Here is an 18,934-nt window from a genome sequence, read left to right on the forward strand (position 1 = left end):
GTATGCAAATATATTGTTGCACATACTTTTATTTGAGTTGCCAATTTTCGTGTTGGTAATCTCTTCTTTCGCGTACGATTTTTTACCACTTCATGTCAATGTGCCTATTTTCTCCCTTATGCTCATTTTACATAAGGGATTTTTACATTGAGAAACGAATTTTGGTGACTGTCCTTTCTTCTTGCGAGTTGAATCAGCAAAGAGGAGAGATTGCGATGAAACATCAAAAACTTAAGTTACGTTCATTCGTAACGATTGCTATGTTAAGTAGTATTTCATTTATTTTAATGCTTTTAAATTTCCCGCTACCATGGTTCCCGGTGTTCCTGCAAATTGACTTTAGTGATGTACCGGCGTTAATTGCAGCCATTACAATGGGTCCATTAGCTGGTACTTTAGTAGAATTATTTAAAAACATTCTGGATTGGATTTTCTCGGGAGCACCTACTGGAGTTCCAGTTGGACATATGGCAAATTTCGTAACGGGAATCTTATTCATTTTACCTGTATATTACATCTATAAAAAATTACCTACAATTAAAGGTTTAACATTTGGTTTAGTAGTTGGTACAATCACGATGTCTGTAGGAATGAGCTTATTAAATTATGTTGCCTTCTTACCAATGTACTCTTATTTCCTTGGTTGGGGCAGTTTCGATATGAAAGAAACGATTGTATTAGGTATTTTACCGTTTAATATAGTAAAAGGAATTATGTTATTAGTGATTGTTATTGTGTTATTCCGTACGATGAGAGTGTGGATCGGAAATCAACGAGCACAATATCTTCTATAACAATATTAAAAATCAACGGGGTGGTGTCGTCCCGTTGATTTTTTTTGTGAAATGGCGATGTAAGATTTTCAGATTTAAAAAGGGTACAAAACGTGTCATAAGGATTTTGAGCCGTTTGATAAGCATTTACGCTTATTGAACGGCTTTTTTAATACAATAATCAATCGAAATTATTGAACATTTGATGGCAAATGTATCTAATAACTGGATAATAATTATCGAAAAAACATATGTTATTTTTCCTAACATCACATTGCAAAGAGACATAACATATATTAATATAAAAACATGAAAGGGAGGAGATACTAATGAGTCGAGAGTTTCGAAGAGCCATGCCGTTACTCCCTATAAGCATGGTAATGAAATTAACGGAGTTGAGTGCGCGGCAAATTCGCTACTACGAGGAACATAAACTTATAGAACCGGCAAAATCAGAAGGTAATAGAAGGATGTTTTCGTTAAATGATGTCGATGCACTGTTAGAAATTCGAGACCTCCTCAACCAAGGAATTAACATAGCTGGGGTCAAGAAGGTATTTGACATGAGAAGTACTGGTGGTGTCAAAACAGCTGACAAAGTATCGATTTCGGATGCACAACTTCGTTCAATATTGCGTGAGGAAATACAACAAGCGCAAATATTGGAAAAGGTTTCTTTAAGAAATGGGGATTTACCTCGCATTAAGGATGAATTTTAATTAATTAGGAGAGTGGATGTAATGGCTAAGTACACAAAAGAGCAAATTAAACAAATCGTAAGTGAAAAAGAAGTTAAGTATATTCGTCTACAATTCACGGATATCTTAGGAACAATTAAAAACGTTGAAATTCCAGTAAGTCAATTAGATAAAGCGTTAGACAATAAAATGATGTTTGATGGATCATCAATCGAAGGATTTGTACGTATCGAAGAATCAGATATGTATTTAAAACCAGATTTAGATACTTTTGTAATCTTCCCATGGACAAATGAAAAAGGTAAAGTAGCACGTTTCATTTGTGACATTGCAAACCCAGATGGCACACCATTTGCTGGTGACCCACGTTCAAACTTAAAACGCATCTTAGCTAACATGGAAGAGTTAGGCTTCACTAGCTTTAACTTAGGGCCAGAACCAGAATTCTTCTTATTCAAACTAGATGAAAAAGGGAACCCTACTTTAGAGTTAAATGATGATGGTGGTTATTTCGACTTAGCACCAACAGACCTTGGTGAAAATTGCCGTCGTGACATCGTGTTAGAATTAGAAGAAATGGGCTTTGAAATTGAAGCATCTCACCACGAAGTAGCACCTGGACAACACGAAATTGACTTTAAATATGCAAATGCAGTTGAAGCGTGTGATAACATTCAAACGTTTAAACTAGTAGTAAAAACAATTGCACGTAAACACGGCTTACATGCAACATTTATGCCAAAACCATTATTTGGTGTGAATGGTTCAGGAATGCACGCAAACCTTTCTCTATTCAGCGGTGATAAAAACGTATTCTTTGATGAAACTGCTAATTTACAATTATCAGATACAGCTCGTCAATTTATGGCTGGTATCATTAAACATGCTAAAGGATTCACAGCAGTTACAAATCCATTAGTAAACTCATATAAACGTTTAGTACCTGGCTATGAAGCACCTTGTTACATCGCATGGTCAGCTCAAAACCGTTCACCTTTAATTCGTATCCCAGCATCTCGTGGTCTTTCAACTCGTATTGAGTTACGTTCTGTAGACCCAGCTGCAAACCCATACTTAGCATTAGCTGTATTATTAGAAGCTGGTTTAGATGGAGTTCGTAACGGTTTAACACCACCAGCACCAGTTGACCGTAATATTTATGTAATGAATTCTTCTGAACTAAAAGAAAATGGTATCGAAAGCTTACCAGGTTCTCTATTAGAAGCATTAGCAGAATTAGAGAAAGATGAAGTAATCAAAGCTGCTCTTGGAGAACATATCTATTCTAACTTTAAAGAAGCAAAAGAAATTGAGTATGATATGTTTAGAACTGCTGTTCACCCTTGGGAGCGCGAACAATATATTAGAATGTATTAATATTTTCAAAGAGACATCCTTAGTGGTGTCTCTTTTTTCATAGACTCATATTTTCTTCATAAACTATAAAAGAAAAGGAGAGAAATATGGGTAAAAAAATATTATCGATTAGTTTATTACTAGTAATCTGTTTTGCGCTTATCTATTCTATATATTCACATATAAATGAAAGGCAAATAACGGAATCGGAATATATGGATGAAGAATTGTTTATGAAATTATTACAAGAGCCTCCAAATGAACAGGATCAAGAACAGATAGAAAATCAACAAGTGGAATTACGTTACATTGATGAGGAAATATATGTTGAGGAGGGTGATCATGACCATATTCATTCTCATGAAGAAAGTGAACCAGATGTCATTGCAGCAAAGGGCAAAGCGATTAATTTTAATTTAACAACATTAGATGGGGAAAAGGTTAAGTTAAGTGATTACCTAGGTAAAAAAGTATTGATTAATTTTTGGGCAACATGGTGTCCGCCTTGTGAAGATGAAATGCCTCATATAGAGGAATATTATGAAAAATATGCTGAGAAACATAATGTAGTCATACTCGGAATAAATACAACAGACCTCGAGAGTAACGTGAAATCGGTACAAAAATTTGTACAAGACCACGAAGTTACTTTTCCAATACTGTTAGATGAAGAGGGGGAAGTTTCAACGAAATATGAAATTTTAACCCTCCCAACAAGTTTCATAATTGATGAGAATGGAAATTTGGTGGAACAGATTATTGGACCCGTTACGGATGAAATGCTTGTAGAGAAGTTCGGGTAAACAATAAAAAGGAGGTGTCCAAAAAGTAATAATTTAATGTGGTACCCAAGTCAAGGACAAACTAAAAAAAGAGTTTAAGCTATTAAGAGATGGTTTCTGTATTGTACAGGAGCCATCTTTTTTAGATTCCATTGATAACGATAATTGTTGTAGTAAACCATGTAGTGATCGATTTTAGCGCGTAACTCATCCAGTGTTTTGACCATGCTGAAATCAACTTCGTCTTTTAAGTGTCCGAAAAAGGATTCCTGTGGTGCGTTATCCCAACAGTTGCCTCGACGTGACATCGATTGACCAAGTTTATAGTGCTTTAAAAGCTTTTGGAATTTTGGACTTGTATAATGAACACCTTGATCTGAATGGATGAAGGCTTCTGGATGGAGCTTTACACGTTTATTGCGGAATAGTTTCTCAACAGTTTTTGTTGCGAGGTCCAGCGTAATACGATCTGATACATGATAAGCTAAAATTTCATTGGTAGACCCGTCTTTAATGGTCGACAAATAAGCCATTGTTCCGTTATAGGGAATATAGCTAATGTCTGTTAATAGGACTTTGCCTGGTACACCTTGCTTAAATTGGCGCTCTAGCTTATTTGGCACAACACGATGTTCTTTTGTTGCTTTCGCTATTTGTTTATACGGATTGGCTTTGCGGTGAGGGCAGACAATTCCATACTTTCGCATAATACGTTGGATTTTCTTGCGATTCATCACGATGCCAAAGTCGTGTTCAAGTGTCATTTTAATTGAACGTGACCCCTTCTTATAACCACGGCGATTGAAGGCTTTTAAGATCAAATCACGTGCTTCTCTATCCTTCAACTCTTTCGTTGCACGTGTCTCACTTGTCTTTAAATAGTTGTAATAACCAGAACGTGAGACGTTTAAAAGTGCGCAAAAATAAGTCACCATTCGTTTAAATGGAAACTGCTCTAGTGTATCGGAAATCAGTTGGAATACCTTATTTGTGCTTAATTTTTGACTGGTGTTTAGCAGCCTCCTTTCTGTCACTTCGAGCTTTTTTAGCATCTCTACTTGCCCTTCTAGTAGTTCAATACGTGCTGCTTGTCTTCCGAGAACTTCTGCCATCGTTAATTCACGCTTTATAGGTCTTCCGGAACTCGTTTTACGTGTATCGGTTAGCCCAATTAAACCATTTTTCTCATACGCTTTTCTCCAACGAGAGGAGGCTTGTTCAACACGTTTCATGCCTATTACTTCAATATCAAAACCGTATTCCTCAAAAATTCGCCGAGGTGTTTTGCCTGCTAAATATTCATCTATAAATTTACTTTTAAATGCATCTGCGTAAGTAATGGTACGTTCGCTTACCTTTAATACATGTGGATTCTTTTGTAGTTGTTCAATCTGTTCTGGTGAAAATAATTGTTTACTCATCGCTGTCTTCTGTCCGTCCTTATTCCTCTTGAAAGTCTAGTATATAAAAAATACCTGTGAATAGCACACTCTTTTTCAAGTGTCCTATCCACAGGTACCATATTAATTTTTGGACACCTCTTTTCTTTCTTGATAAATATCTCTTATGAATTATTGTTCCTGCGGTGGTTGTCACCATCCTCGTCACAAAGGAGTTGTCTCAAAATGAATTTTCAGACAACTCCTTCATTTTTTATCCCATAATATTGTAACCACAATCTACATAAATTGTTTCACCTGTAACACCACGAGATAGGCTACTTAACATAACAATTGTCATATCTGCAACTTCTTCTTGGTTTGTGTTGCGTTTTAATGGTGAATTTTCTTCGATTTGACGAAGAATGGTATTAAAGCTTGGTACACCTTTTGCAGCTAATGTACGAATTGCACCAGCAGAAATTGCATTAACTCGAATATTCTCAGCACCTAAATCAGAAGCTAAGTAACGCATAGCTGCTTCAAGTGCAGCTTTGGCAACACCCATTACGTTATAACCTTCAAGAACGCGTTCAGCACCTAAGTAACTCATTGTTACAATCGAACCGCCCTCTGTCATGTATGGACGAGCTGCATTTGCAACTGCTACTAAAGAATAAGCACTTGTATCTTGTGCAAAGGCATAACCTTCACGAGTCGTTTCAACAAATCGATTTTTTAAATCTTCTGCGTGGGCAAAAGCAACGGAATGTACAATTCCGTGAATGACACCAAATTGTTCTCCAATTTGTGAGAATGCTTGTTGAATGCTTTCGTCACTATTTACATCACATTCGACGACAGCAGTTTTATATTCTGTATAATCTCCTAATACTTTTTCAATTTTACTTTTTGAACGTTCTTTTCGGTATGTGAAAATGACGTTTGCTCCTACTTCTAAAAGACGCTTTGCTACTCCCCAAGCAATACTACGTTCATTTGCAACGCCCATTACGACAATGTTTTTATCTTTTAATTGTAAAATGTCCATGTCATTCGCCCCTTTTATATCAGTTATTAGTACCAACTACTAAACAAAAGTTTAACAGTAATTCCTGTAAAAATCAATCTTAATAGAAAACTGCGAAAGTTGTTTTTTGGGTGGTTGGCAAATAACTTGAGTAGAACGACAAATAATTGTTGTGGAAAGGCAAATAACCTTTCTGGAAGAGCAAATAGTTATTGAATCCAGGCAAATAAATTTCGGTAATACATCATACTTCATCAGTTTAAATAAGATTTTTCAAGGTGCACTTTTAAGTAGAAATTCATTTTTCTAATTTTGCAAATTTCCCTTGAAATTATGTACAGTGTTTTCAAGGAGGCGGAAAAATGATTTCGATAGAAAGAAAATATCCAAAGAAATTACTTATACTCGAATCTATACTCAGAAGACTACCTCAAGATAATCCTGTGTACGAAAAATATTTAAGACAATACAAAATTGCTAAACATGGATATGAGGGCGAACTTCGAGTTGATAGAGAATGGAAGGAAATACAATTAGAATTGAAACATTTTTTATTACATAGTTATCAAAAGATAAATGATTATGGCACCACACATCAGATTGACACGATATTTTTATCATGTCAGTTTATTTTGTTATTAGAGATAAAAAATATTAGTGGTACTCTTGTATTTGATGAAGATAAACATCAATTTCTTCGTACGCAAGTAGATAATACAATAGAGAGTTTTTATAATCCAATTGATCAAATTGAAAGGCATACAATACTCATTAAAACTATAATGAATAAAATGGATTTGTGCATACCAATTGAAACAGCTATTGTGATTGCTAATCCTGCAACAATTATTGGTGTTAAACCGAGGGATACTTTGATTTTTCATGTAAGTGGCTTGCGTTCAAAAGTAAATAAATTAATCTTAAAATATCCTAAACCCCGAATTACTTTAGAGCAATTGGTAAGCTTCAAAGAAACTTTGCTTGAAATGTATTGTGATGTTGAATTGTTACCCAAGTTTGAGAAAAGTAATCTAGTAAAAGGAGCAATTTGTTCAAATTGCAATTCAAGTGTTCCTATGAAATATACACGGGGTGTTTTTTGTTGTAACCGATGTAATTTTACTAGTAGAAATGCTATTTTTGAAAGTCTTCATGATTATCGTCTATTATTCGATGAGTGGATTACAAATAATAGGGTGCGTCAATTTTTTGGCATAGAGTCCATTTATTCTGCTAATAAATTGTTGAAAAGAGCGAACTTAGTATCGTACGGAAATAATCGAGGAAGAAAATACCTTATACCAAATGATATTTTGGAGAAAAGTAAATAACTTAAATTAACAAGCAAATAAGTCAACCATAAAAGCAAATAACTCATGTGAAAAAGCAAATAAAAACCCCGTTACTTAAGAACGGGGAATTAAAAAATACATTATTCAAATTTTAGTGGATCGCCATCAAATGATTCATCAGATACTTTGATAGAATCTGTTGGGCAACCTTCAAATGCGTCTTGCATGTCTTCTAATAGATCTTCTGGAACTTCTGCTGTTCCCATGTTATCATCTAAAATAACGAAGGCAATACCTTCATCATCGTAATCGTAAATGTCTGGGGCAGCTGCACCACAAGCGCCGCAAGCAATACATGTATCTTTATCAACAATTGTATATTTTGGCATTTCTTTCTCTCCTTTTTTGACCTGCTACATCAAAGCTTCTTTTTTATTCTAAATCTGTTTAAACTACTTTTCAACATAATACTACGAAATTGGAGGATTTGATATTGATTTTTCAACAAATTATTTGGCAAATTTTCCACAAATTAAAAGAAGAACGGACGATTTCAGCGCCATTCCATTTGCTGCGTGGTAAACGTTCAGGTCAAACAATTCAAGATGTTGGAATTTTTCACCTACATCAATATTTTGGTATTTTACCGAAACTATCTCGACAAAAATATGATGAAGAGATTAATAAATTAATTGATCAGGGCTTTATTACCGTTTTTGAAAATGGCGATTATACATTAGCAAATAACTTTATCAGTGACAACTTGTTACCCTTTGATGGCTGGCATTATCGAGGAAATGAACATCTATTTTTTGCGCGGCTCTCATTAATTGTTCAAAGTCTTTCCCATAAAGAAGCGGGTGTGATGGCATTTATCCCAATACAAAAAGACCCACAAGTTCAAAAATGGGTAAGAAATTTTCTTATTTCGAATGAATATCAAGGGGGGACACTTCAACAGCAATTATTGAATGAAATACTAATCAGTCTTGAAGAAGCTGAGGCTGATCCAATTGCAAAAGAGGTTTTAATAAAACGTTTTGCAGGTTATAAAATCCCGGGTTACACATGGCAGCAATTAAGTATTTACGAAAATAAAGATGAGATGGATATCCAATTGCTTTATATTTCTTGTTTACATACTTGGTTAAATATTATTACATTGAATGAAAAAGACTTTCCATTATTACATAAGATAGCCGAAGATATACGGATTCATATTCCTTTAAGTGACTCTGCTTTTCAGACAGCACAACTTTTCAAAGAAGGGCACTCGCTAGAGAATATTAGCCAATACCGAAGATTAAAAATGAGTACGATAGAAGACCATATTGTGGAATTAGCAATGAATGATCCACATTTTTCAATTAACCAATTTATTTCTAATGAAGAAATGGAGCAAGTATTAACAGCAGTAGAAGATTATGATACAAGAAAGTTGAAAGTATTGCGTGAAATTTTGCCAAATCTATCTTACTTTCAAATTAGATTAGTGCTTGCAAGGGGGGATACGACTAGTGCAACTTGAATCCATATTACAACAACGATTTGGTTATTCCTCTTTCAGATCTGGACAAAAAGAAGTGATAGAACAAATCTTTAACGGAAAAGACGTAATCGCCTTATTGCCTACTGGAATGGGAAAATCATTATGCTACCAATTACCAGGGTATGTACTAAAAAAGACCGTACTCGTAATTTCTCCTCTATTATCATTGATGCAAGATCAAGTGGACCAAATGAAATTATTTGGAGAAAAGAGAGTAATTGCACTTAACTCATTTTTAAATAAGGAAGAAAAAAATCGGGTAATTAATGGGCTAGAGCAGTACCGATTTATTTTTATTTCCCCTGAAATGCTTGCTCAAAGGCAAGTGCAACAAAAATTAAATCGTATAGAATTGTCTCTAATAGTAGTGGATGAAGCCCATTGCATATCACAATGGGGATTTGATTTTCGACCAGATTATTTAAGGATTGGAGAAATGTTCGGAACCTCAAGATCACCAATACTTGCTTTAACTGCAACTGCTACAAATAAAGTGTTAGAAGATATTGAGCTATATTTAAATATGAAAGAACCGTTTAAATACATACATTCTGTAGACCGACCGAATATTCATCTCAGTAAAATGTCTTTTTCGAATCGGGAAGAGAAATTGGAATGGTTATTTCAACATGTGTCCAATACTGCGGGACCAGGGATTATCTATACTCAATCTCGTTCAAAAACACATAGTATAAGTGAAACATTATTGCAAAATGGTATTTCAGCTGCAAGTTATCATGGGGGAATGGACCTTTTAGATAGACAATTTATCCAGCAACAATTTATTGAAGGAACATTGGATTGGATAGTTGCAACGAATGCTTTTGGGATGGGGATACATAAACAAGATGTAAGGCAAATCATCCACGAATCAATTCCAAGTAATATGGCCAATTATATGCAAGAAATTGGACGAGCCGGTCGTGATGGGAATGATGCCGTTGCAATTTTACTTTATTCAGAACATGATGAAGAGCTTGCGAAATTTGTAGGAATAGATGATTTGCCACTGGAACAACATGTTGATATTTTTGAGGAGTATCAGAGAAATGGCCAAGATGCTACACAAATGCTAAAACAAGGAGAAATTTCAGAGACAGCATTCCGAGTGTTAAATTATTGGATGGAACAAAAAACTCCAAACGAAGTAAAAACAATTTTTCAAAATATGAAGATTGAAAAGATGCAAAAAGTTGAAGAAGTGATGAAACTTATAACTTCAGATACTTGTATGAGAGAAACGTTAGTTCACTATTTTGGACAAACTTTAAATGACAAGCCAGAGCAATGTTGTATCAATTGTGGTCTTGATTTAGCACAGTTATTAATAGCAAAAGAAGAAAAAAATCTATCTTCTTTTTCTATGACTTGGCAAGAAAGAATTACAAATTTATTAACAAAAAAATCATAAACTTTGTTTAGTTTTCATGAATTGTCGACAAAAATCTATTAAAATATCAATTACCATCATTTACTTTTTCATGAAATTTCGTCATAATTATATAAGAAGTTACTATTTACACGAATATTATTGATACAATTCGGGTTTGAGAATTTTTACTGTTTGTTTTTGCGGGCTTAGATTGTTGGAGGTGGTATTTGTGAGTAAGGAAGATTATCGAGAAAAAATTGAAGAACATCGTCAATTAATCGAAATTGAAGAGAAAAACTCAAGAATGTCTCGTACACGCCGGAAAGTAAAAAAGAAAAAACGTAAAAACCCATTAATGTCTATTCTATTATTTATATTTATTGTTATCCCAGTGATGGTATTAGTTTATGTTACTTTCCTTTATAAACCAGGTGAACAGGAAGTTGCCAAAGTTGATAATGGCGGTTCTATCGTTGAGGTTCAAAAGAATGATTCACTCGCTTCGGGTGGTAAGGAAGATAAAAAGCCAGCCATTGAAGAGAATGAAGATAAAGAAGAAAGCAAAAAACAAACTGATAAAGAAAAAGAAAATGCTAAAACTGAAGATGCAAAACAAGCAGAACTTGAGGCAGCTAAAAAAGCTGAACAAGAAAAACAAAAAGCGTTAGCGAAAGAGAAAGAATTAGCGAAGCAAAAAGAGTTAGCAAAACAAAAAGAGATTGAAAAACAAAAAGAGATTGAAAAACAAAAAGAGATTGAAAAACAAAAAGAACTTGAAAAGCAAAAACAACAGGAACAGCAAAAAGCGTCTCAGCAAAGAGTACATACGGTTCAATCTAATGAAAATCTATTTAGAATCGCGCTGAAATATTATAACGATCCAAGTGGTGTTGAGAAAATTAAGGCTGCCAATGGGTTAGGTTCAGATAGCATTTCAGTAGGACAAACATTAATTATTCCGGAATAGTGTAAATATTTTCTTTTAAACATAAAATAAATTACAATGATTTCATTCGTTTGTGTGAATGAACCGGTTGAAGACGAAGGTTATTCAAAAAGCCTCGTCTTTTTGTTTTGGAACGGAGGAAATTTATGATTGTTCTACTTTTATTTCTTGTCGTTTGCTTAGGATTCCTTTTATACATGTTCAAGCAAGCGTTCGAAAATCATGTGTTGTATCATGAACTTCAATTATCATCCGGTAAGGAAGAACAAGTCACACTTTTTTTTATATCAGATATACATGTACGAAAAATTAACAGTAAGATGATTAAAAGCATTAACAAAAAGATTGATGCAGTCATTGTTGGAGGCGATTTTGCCGATAAACGTACACCCATTACTCGGATAAAAGAAAATATTGAATTACTTAAAACGTTGGGGCCAGTTTTTTTTGTGTGGGGAAATAACGATCGTGAAGTTGGGGAGGAAACTTTACGCCAAATTTTTGATGAAAAGGAAGTCCAAATTATTGAAAATGATGCGGTAAAGCTCCCTAATATTACAAATCGTTGTTGGCTAAGCGCGGTTGATGATACTTCATCAAGAAATGTACGGATTCATGACGCTTTAAAAAAATGTTCAAATGACGAGCTTGTTATATTTATTTCCCATAATCCAGAACAATTTGTGAAAGTAAAACAAGAAGAAAATATTAAGTTGAAGTTGGGTGGTCATTTTCATGGAGGGCAAATTCGATTTGGTCCCTTTGGAATGCATCAGCCTGGGTCTTTCAAAATAGAAAAAGGTGTGGCCACTTTAATTAGTAATGGGTATGGAACAACAATGATACCATTAAGACTTGGTGCAAAACCCCAGTGTCACATAATTGACTTAAATATTATGTAGTGAAAAAAGCCAATTTCCTATTATCTAGCTGTATAATTGATTTTGTGTAGTCGTTTTTAAGGAGATGTAATTATATATGCAAACTGTAGATGCAATTATTGTTGGTGGAGGTCCATGTGGTCTTTCTGCTGCAATTGAACTACAAAATATTGGTCTAAAACCTATCGTTATTGAAAAGGGGAATGTTGTGAATGCCCTTTACAATTATCCAACACATCAAACCTTTTTTAGTACTAGTGAAAAATTAGCGATTGGTGATGTACCATTTATTATCGAAGAACGTAAACCTAGAAGAAACCAAGCGCTTGTTTATTATCGAGAAGTTGTAAAAATGAAAAATATCCAAGTAAATCGTTTTGAAAAGGTAGAATCCGTTGTAAAAAAACAGGATGGAGCATTTGAAGTTCAAACTGATAAAGCAATTTATTCAACGCCGTACGTGATTGTGGCAACTGGTTATTATGATCAACCAAACTATATGAATATTCCTGGTGAAGATTTACCAAAAGTATATCATTATTTTAAAGAGGCACATCCTTTCTTTGATACTGATGTATTAGTAATTGGTGGCAAGAATTCAGCAGTTGATGCAGCCCTTGAGTTAAATAAAGCTGGAGCGCGCGTAACAGTTGTTTATCGTGGTAGTGAGTATTCTCCAAGCATCAAACCATGGATTCTACCAGAGTTTGTAGCCCTTGTACGTAATGAAGAAATCACGATGCATTTTAATTCCCATGTGAAAGAAATTCGTGAAAAAGAAGTGGTTGTTGAAATAAACGGTGAAGAATCCACTATTAAAAATGACTTTGTTTTTGCGATGACAGGTTACCATCCAGATCATGGTTTTATCCGTGCTATGGGTGTAAACATTGATGAAGAAACGGGAAGACCAACATATGATCTGGAAACAATGGAAACTAATGTAGAAAATTTATATATTGCAGGTGTCCTAGCAGCAGGAAACAATGCCAATGAAATTTTTATTGAGAATGGGAAATTCCATGGTGGATTCATCGCCGCAGATATTTTAAAGAAAATGAAATAATGGTTGTATATGGAGATAATCTCAGGTATGGGGTTATCTCTTTTTATTATCAAGTCTATGAAGGTCACTAGAATCACATTCAAGCAGATTTTGGCTTTCATCAATTCCAAGAAGTTTGCACTATAAAATCACTCTATCCAAGCATCCTAACAAAAAATCGACACGCCTCAACGTGCCGATTTTTCTTCAACATCAATTAAAAAACTCTTTTAAATCTAAACTTTCATTTTGTTGATTTAAGCCAATTAATAATTTAAGTCGTGCTTTTTGGCCACTAATTCCTGTTGCAAAAATAACACCTAAATCTTCTAAACTTTTCCCACCGCCGACATAGCCATATACACCTTCTGCAATTCCATTAAAACAACGGGAAACAAAGATGACAGGTAATCCCGCATCCAACAACTTTTTAATCGCTGGTACAACATCTGGAGGGATGTTTCCTTGACCTAATCCTTCTATCACTACGCCATCATAGTTACAATGTAAAATGGATTCGACTAAATCGCCTTCCATCCCAGCATATGCTTTTAATAACGCTACACGTTTTTCAATAGATTGAACTTCAACGTATCTTCTTCTTATTGGTGTTTGATGGAAATGGACCATTTTCTTTGTGATTAATCCAATAGGCCCGTATTGCGGACTTTGGAAAGTATTTACCGATGAGGTCGATGTTTTTGTACAATTAAATGCCTGATGCACCTCATCATTCATTACAACCAGCACGCCTTTTTCCCTCGCATCTGGATGGATTGCCACTCGGACTGCCTCAACTAAATTGTAGACCCCGTCTGCTCCTAATTCATTCGAAGAGCGCATAGCTCCCGTTAATACAATAGGAAAGTCAAAACGAGTCGTTAAATCTAAAAAATAGGCAGTTTCTTCTAAAGTATCTGTACCATGGGTAATGACAATTCCATCCACTTCATGTTGCTTTACAAACTCAACGATTTCGTTACGTAATATTAACATTTCCTTAGGCGTAATATGAGGGGATGGTAAATTGAATATTTCTTTTTCCGTAATTTTCGCCAATTTTGAAAGGTCATTACTAATTCCGAGGATGGCATTTCTCTCATTCGGGAGTACTGCTCCGGTTTGGTCATTTAAATTCATTGAGATGGTGCCACCTGTATGAAGCAATAATATATGTTTCATCGCTATAATTTCTCCTTAAACAATCAATTTATAAGGTAATTAATGTTATAATATCATTAATCTCTAACGAAAGGAGCGTATTCAAATTGATTTTACTCTTTTCTGCTGCTGTTGCTCCAGGATTAGCATTATTTAGCTACTTTTATTTACGTAACCAAATGGCAACAGAGCCGAGAAAAACATTATTTCAAGCATTTTTATTTGGTGCGCTCATTACGTTCCCGATTATGTTTATTCAATATGTGTTAAAAGAAGAGGCAACAATTACAAACCGTTATTTAACCGAAGTACTCGTATCTAGCGGGTTAGAAGAGTTCTTTAAATGGCTTGTTATCTTGTTAGTAATCTTTCGGCATATTGAATTTGATGACCCCTATGACGGAATACTCTATGGGGCAAGTGTTTCTTTAGGATTTGCAACAGTTGAAAATGTATTATATTTATTATCTTTCGGTATTGATACAGCAATTTTAAGAGCAATCTTACCGGTATCTAGCCACGCACTATTTGGTGTTGTGATGGGCTATTATTTTGGTAAGAGTAAGTTTGCAAAAAATGATAAAGAACGGGAATATTTATTCTTATCTATTTTTGCTCCGCTTATATTACATGTTACGTATAATTCCATTTTAAGATTTGAAGGATATTGGGTTTATTTAATAGCTCCATTTATGTTTTATTTATGGTGGTTAGCACTACGGAAAGTGAAATTAGCCCACCAACATTTAGTGCAACATTTATATGAACAAAAATATCAATAAACAACTTTTATTTCTTCACTATTTATCGTGAAGAAAATAAAAGTTGTTTTTTTTCTTGAATTTTAGGAAGTCTCTCTAAATTAAAAACGTATAAAAGTTTTTGAATTTTACATGCTATGAGAAAGGAGTGAAATAAATGGTAAGAAGTATCTTTATGACAATCATTTTAACACTTGGTACTTTTGCTATTGTGAAACCAAGCGAAACAAGTGCATTTTCAAGTCAACTTATTGAACGAGGATCATTTGGAGATGATGTAATTGAATTACAGGCGAGGTTACAGTGGTTAGGGTATTACAATGGGAGAATTGATGGGATTTTTGGTTATGGTACTTACTGGGCCGTCCGTAATTTCCAAAAAGAATTTGGTCTTGATATAGATGGTGTAGTTGGTAGTTCAACGAAAAAGAATTTAGTGAATTCTACTGAGTATCATGAAGATTGGGTAAAACAACAAATTGATAGAGGAAATCAATTTACTCACTATGGTGGAACACCACTTTCTCAACAAGTAAAAGGTGGAGGTGGCGGTAGCGGTCAATCCAAAAGTTCGGATATGCAGTTACCAGTTAAGTATTCTGAACGAGACCTTCAACTAATGGCAAATGCAGTTTATGGTGAAGCGCGTGGTGAACCATATGAAGGTCAAGTTGCAGTAGCCGCAGTTATTCTAAATCGACTTGAATCGCCTGATTTCCCAAATACAATTTCAGATATCATCTTCCAACCAGGTGCCTTCACTGCAGTAGCAGATGGTCAGATTTGGTTGACGCCAAATGAACGTGCAAAACAAGCTGTATTGGATGCAATGAATGGGTGGGATCCAACTGAAAATGCTCTCTATTATTTCAATCCTCAAACAGCAACAAGTAAATGGATTTGGTCTAGACCACAAATTAAACAAATCGGTGATCATATATTCTGCTATTAAAGGAGGGAGAACATGAAAAGCGCAATATACTTACTATCCATCGCAGTTTTAGCTTTAGGTTTGTACTCTTATGAAGTAAGGCAAGAAAATACCAACTTACAACAAACAGTACATGCACAATATACAAATGCTCTTACAAATGCATCGGAAAGATTAACGAACCTTCAAGAAGCAATATCTCAATCTTTACTTTTCCAAGACCAAGTAGCATTAGAGGCTCAACTCGATAATATTTGGAGAATGAGTAATGAGTTTCGTTCATCGATTAGTAGTTTACCTTTAAGTACAGAAGTAGCGAACGATTGGTTACGGTATGTTGGAAATATTGGAGAAGAAGCAAAGTATGTTGCAGACAATGGTGATTTTGAAGAATGGCATAAAAAAATGGGTAAAATAAATGAGAATTTAAAAGCATTGTCTGATGAATGGACAGTGGCAACGACTAGATTTTATGAAAATGATGGAGATTTTAAAAAATGGGCTTCCGTTGCTACACAAGAAACAAAGGAATCACCATTTAAAAATGTTTCTGCAAATTTAAAATCCTACACAGAAACAGATTTTCCTTTAACAGCTAGTGAATCGGATTGGAAAAAGAAACAAGAGTTACAAAACTTAACAGATAAAGAATTAACGAAGGAACAAGCAATTGATAAGTTAGAGTTGCTTATCCCTGGAATTAAAGATGCTACGTATACAGTTACAAAGAGTAAAGAGACTGCTCCATACCCGTTCTATCATATTCAATTTGTAAAAGGAAGTAGAATTGGGTATGCAGATATTACTGTAAAGGGGGGGCACATATTATCCTTCTTATCTGAGCGACCTGTTCAAGAGCATACGGGAATTACTCAACAACAAATTAAGGATCGAGTATATCAGTTTTTAGGTAGAGCAGGTTATAAAGATTTACAACTAGTAGAAATGCGTGAAAACCATGAAGCATGGCATATCTCTTTAGCAAGAGTAGTAGGGAAAGATAAAGCCCTAGTATATCCTGATGGTGTTCAATTAAAGGTATCTAAAGACAGTGGTGAGCTGCTTGGCTTTAATGCAATGGAATACGTTCAGAAGGAAACTGTTGATGAAAGCCAACCAGTAAACCCTATCGATTGGGAGACGTTCTTCCGTCCAGGTACAATTGTTGAAGAAGAAAGATTGATTTATACAGAAAACGATGCATTCCAATTAAGAAAATGCTATGAGGTAATTGCACGTTTCGACAATAAATTAAATGAAACATTTAGAGTAGTAGTGGATACAGATAACCACGATGTAATCAAAGTTGAATATATGCCATAATTTTGAAAAAAACCTAGAACCTCCTAGAAAAATCACTCGTTTCGTGCAATAATTATATTATCTTATTGTGCGAGGCGAGGAATATGAAACTAAAAATCGGGACTTCATTAATCTTAGAAGCGACTAACACAGACAAAGATGTTGATAAGTTACGCTGTAGGGTTGTCGAACAGGTTGACAATGTAATTTATATTGATTATCCAGTTAATACAATTACAAATAAAACCGCTTTTTTAGTGGATGGTGCCCAATTCCGAGCGACATTTACAACGGAAGATAAAGTTAGCTATGCATTTAATACTGAAGTGATAGGAAGAAGAAAATGGCACATTCCTACAATCATGCTTTTGTGTCCTCCCGTTGAGGAATTTGAAAAAATGCAACGCCGTCAATATGTTCGCATACGTACTGCTGCTGATGTTGCTGTCGAATACAATAATATCTTCTATCAATATGTTACAGAAGATATTAGTGCAGGTGGTATGGCTCTTAAATTAACATCTGCTCCACCCTTTGAAGCTGGTGAGCGAATCCATACAACCATTGTCCTTCCATATAACAATGGGGATATAAAATATGTAAAAACAGATGCAAATGTTATACGAATTTTTGAAAAAAATAATCAAACATTAGCCTCACTTCAATTCACTGATACAGACGATATAGACAAGCAATATATTGTTCGTTTTTGCTTTGAACGCCAACTTGCAATGCGTCGAGTAGAAGCGCAAAAAATATGAATTTAAAAAGCCCTATTTTCATAATAGTGGCTTTTTTTGTAGACAAGAAAGATACGATTTCCGTAAACGAATGGGAAAGCATAGAGAAAGAAAATTTATTACTTCCGGTCGGAGCTACGTAAATCAAAAAATCTTCCCATTATGGTACAATGTTGTAGGAAAGTAGGGATTTTATGGCTAAAAAAATTCAAATTGCAATCGATGGTCCTGCTGGGGCTGGGAAAAGTACAATTGCCAAAATTGTTGCTGAAGAATTAGGCTTTACTTATATCGATACAGGGGCAATGTATCGAGCAGTAACGTATAAAGCAATGAAAGAAAACATAGGATTAAGTGATGAAAAATCTTTAGAAAAAATGTTAATGAATACTTCAATTGTATTAAAGCCATCTCCAAATGGACAACTTGTCTTTTTAGATGGGGAGGATGTTTCTCAACAAATTCGTTCGAATGAAGTAACTGCAAATGTTAGTGAAGTGGCAGCACATCCAATTATCCGTGAAATCCTTGTAGCTAAGCAACAAGAGTTAGCAGCTAATGGAGGAATTGTCATGGATGGACGAGACATTGGTACCCACGTTTTGAAAGACGCTGAATTGAAAATTTTTATGTCTGCATCTGTAGAAGAACGTGCGAAAAGACGCTTCATTGATAATGAAAAACGAGGGATTCCTTCATCGATTGAAAGTTTAAAAGAAGAAATTGCAAAACGAGATAAACTGGATAGTGAAAGAGAAGCCTCTCCTTTAATTCAAGCTGAAGACGCAATCTATCTTGATACAACTCATTTAAATATAGAAGAAGCTGCTAATGAAATTTTAAAACTTGCAAATGAAATTATGGGATAGACTTACTTTTATAGGAAATAGTTATATATTTGTTTATATCAGAGGAAAATTTTTGTTTTTATAAACA

Annotated in this window: 19 protein-coding genes; 15 read left to right on the forward strand and 4 right to left on the reverse strand. The window is 34.7% G+C overall.

Annotation, left to right across the window (positions count from 1 at the left end; all coding sequences use genetic code 11):
- The first annotated feature begins 215 nt into the window (after nucleotides 1–215).
- From NKR20_RS05840 to NKR20_RS05855, 4 genes are all read left to right on the forward strand, one after another.
- On the forward strand, nucleotides 216–794 hold the full coding sequence (locus tag NKR20_RS05840) for an ECF transporter S component (protein ID WP_253424406.1): 579 nt from the start codon (nucleotides 216–218) through the stop codon (nucleotides 792–794).
- Nucleotides 795–1,102: 308 nt separating this feature from the next.
- Nucleotides 1,103–1,492 (forward strand): MerR family transcriptional regulator, encoded by a 390-nt coding sequence (locus NKR20_RS05845; protein ID WP_121214757.1) that lies wholly within the window; start codon nucleotides 1,103–1,105, stop codon nucleotides 1,490–1,492.
- Nucleotides 1,493–1,513: 21 nt separating this feature from the next.
- Nucleotides 1,514–2,848 carry a type I glutamate--ammonia ligase gene (gene glnA / locus NKR20_RS05850; RefSeq protein ID WP_121214756.1) on the forward strand — a complete coding sequence of 445 codons (1,335 nt, stop codon included), beginning with the start codon at nucleotides 1,514–1,516 and terminating at the stop codon, nucleotides 2,846–2,848.
- Nucleotides 2,849–2,934: 86 nt separating this feature from the next.
- The gene (locus NKR20_RS05855; RefSeq protein ID WP_253424409.1) at nucleotides 2,935–3,630 is read left to right on the forward strand and encodes a peroxiredoxin family protein; all 696 of its coding nucleotides are present in this window, start codon (nucleotides 2,935–2,937) and stop codon (nucleotides 3,628–3,630) included.
- Nucleotides 3,631–3,704: 74 nt separating this feature from the next.
- On the opposite strand, the gene NKR20_RS05860 is transcribed toward NKR20_RS05855, so the two are convergent.
- Together NKR20_RS05860 and NKR20_RS05865 are read right to left on the reverse strand one after the other, a co-directional pair.
- Nucleotides 3,705–5,030, reverse strand: a complete 1,326-nt coding sequence (locus NKR20_RS05860; RefSeq protein ID WP_253423370.1) for an IS3 family transposase — start codon at nucleotides 5,028–5,030, stop codon at nucleotides 3,705–3,707.
- Nucleotides 5,031–5,262: 232 nt separating this feature from the next.
- Nucleotides 5,263–6,039: an enoyl-ACP reductase FabI gene (locus NKR20_RS05865; RefSeq protein WP_253424412.1), complete on the reverse strand. Its 777-nt coding sequence runs from the start codon at nucleotides 6,037–6,039 to the stop codon at nucleotides 5,263–5,265.
- Nucleotides 6,040–6,380: 341 nt separating this feature from the next.
- Between NKR20_RS05865 and NKR20_RS05870 the strand changes: the two genes are divergently transcribed.
- Nucleotides 6,381–7,349, forward strand: coding sequence for a nuclease-related domain-containing protein (locus NKR20_RS05870; RefSeq protein WP_253424415.1), 969 nt, complete (start codon nucleotides 6,381–6,383; stop codon nucleotides 7,347–7,349).
- 101 nt (nucleotides 7,350–7,450) lie between these two features.
- Here NKR20_RS05870 and NKR20_RS05875 read toward each other — a convergent pair whose 3' ends face one another.
- Nucleotides 7,451–7,699, reverse strand: a complete 249-nt coding sequence (locus tag NKR20_RS05875) for a ferredoxin (RefSeq protein WP_121214752.1) — start codon at nucleotides 7,697–7,699, stop codon at nucleotides 7,451–7,453.
- Between the two features lie 104 nt (nucleotides 7,700–7,803).
- Here NKR20_RS05875 and NKR20_RS05880 point away from each other — a divergent pair, with 104 nt between their 5' ends.
- The 5 genes from NKR20_RS05880 to NKR20_RS05900 all read left to right on the forward strand — a co-directional run bounded on the left by NKR20_RS05880 (nucleotide 7,804) and on the right by NKR20_RS05900 (nucleotide 13,124).
- Nucleotides 7,804–8,838: a YpbB family protein gene (locus NKR20_RS05880; protein ID WP_253424418.1), complete on the forward strand. Its 1,035-nt coding sequence runs from the start codon at nucleotides 7,804–7,806 to the stop codon at nucleotides 8,836–8,838.
- Complete coding sequence (locus NKR20_RS05885) at nucleotides 8,828–10,270, forward strand: RecQ family ATP-dependent DNA helicase (RefSeq protein ID WP_253424421.1); 1,443 nt, start codon at nucleotides 8,828–8,830, stop codon at nucleotides 10,268–10,270. Before NKR20_RS05880 ends, NKR20_RS05885 begins: the two co-directional genes overlap by 11 nt.
- 190 nt (nucleotides 10,271–10,460) lie before the next feature.
- Complete coding sequence (locus NKR20_RS05890; protein ID WP_253424424.1) at nucleotides 10,461–11,198, forward strand: LysM peptidoglycan-binding domain-containing protein; 738 nt, start codon at nucleotides 10,461–10,463, stop codon at nucleotides 11,196–11,198.
- A gap of 203 nt (nucleotides 11,199–11,401) precedes the next feature.
- Nucleotides 11,402–12,079: a metallophosphoesterase gene (locus NKR20_RS05895; RefSeq protein ID WP_253424427.1), complete on the forward strand. Its 678-nt coding sequence runs from the start codon at nucleotides 11,402–11,404 to the stop codon at nucleotides 12,077–12,079.
- A gap of 76 nt (nucleotides 12,080–12,155) precedes the next feature.
- The gene (locus NKR20_RS05900) at nucleotides 12,156–13,124 is read left to right on the forward strand and encodes a YpdA family putative bacillithiol disulfide reductase (protein ID WP_121214747.1); all 969 of its coding nucleotides are present in this window, start codon (nucleotides 12,156–12,158) and stop codon (nucleotides 13,122–13,124) included.
- A 192-nt stretch (nucleotides 13,125–13,316) separates the two neighbouring features.
- Here NKR20_RS05900 and NKR20_RS05905 read toward each other — a convergent pair whose 3' ends face one another.
- Nucleotides 13,317–14,285, reverse strand: coding sequence for an asparaginase (locus NKR20_RS05905; RefSeq protein WP_121214746.1), 969 nt, complete (start codon nucleotides 14,283–14,285; stop codon nucleotides 13,317–13,319).
- Between the two features lie 86 nt (nucleotides 14,286–14,371).
- On the opposite strand from NKR20_RS05905, the gene prsW reads away from it, so the two are divergent.
- From prsW to cmk, 5 genes are all read left to right on the forward strand, one after another.
- Nucleotides 14,372–15,046, forward strand: a complete 675-nt coding sequence (gene prsW / locus NKR20_RS05910; RefSeq protein ID WP_121214745.1) for a glutamic-type intramembrane protease PrsW — start codon at nucleotides 14,372–14,374, stop codon at nucleotides 15,044–15,046.
- 136 nt (nucleotides 15,047–15,182) lie between these two features.
- Nucleotides 15,183–15,977, forward strand: coding sequence for a spore cortex-lytic enzyme (sleB, locus tag NKR20_RS05915; RefSeq protein ID WP_121214744.1), 795 nt, complete (start codon nucleotides 15,183–15,185; stop codon nucleotides 15,975–15,977).
- A gap of 12 nt (nucleotides 15,978–15,989) precedes the next feature.
- Entirely contained in the window at nucleotides 15,990–17,279 is a 1,290-nt protein-coding gene (locus NKR20_RS05920; protein WP_121214743.1) for a PepSY1/2 domain-containing protein, read from the forward strand.
- Between the two features lie 83 nt (nucleotides 17,280–17,362).
- Nucleotides 17,363–18,019 carry a flagellar brake protein gene (locus NKR20_RS05925; RefSeq protein WP_253424430.1) on the forward strand — a complete coding sequence of 219 codons (657 nt, stop codon included), beginning with the start codon at nucleotides 17,363–17,365 and terminating at the stop codon, nucleotides 18,017–18,019.
- Nucleotides 18,020–18,192: 173 nt separating this feature from the next.
- Complete coding sequence (cmk, locus tag NKR20_RS05930; RefSeq protein WP_121214741.1) at nucleotides 18,193–18,867, forward strand: (d)CMP kinase; 675 nt, start codon at nucleotides 18,193–18,195, stop codon at nucleotides 18,865–18,867.
- Nucleotides 18,868–18,934: the final 67 nt, after the last annotated feature.

This window comes from Ureibacillus endophyticus, assembly GCF_024159215.1.
Classification (GTDB): domain Bacteria; phylum Bacillota; class Bacilli; order Bacillales_A; family Planococcaceae; genus Ureibacillus; species Ureibacillus endophyticus.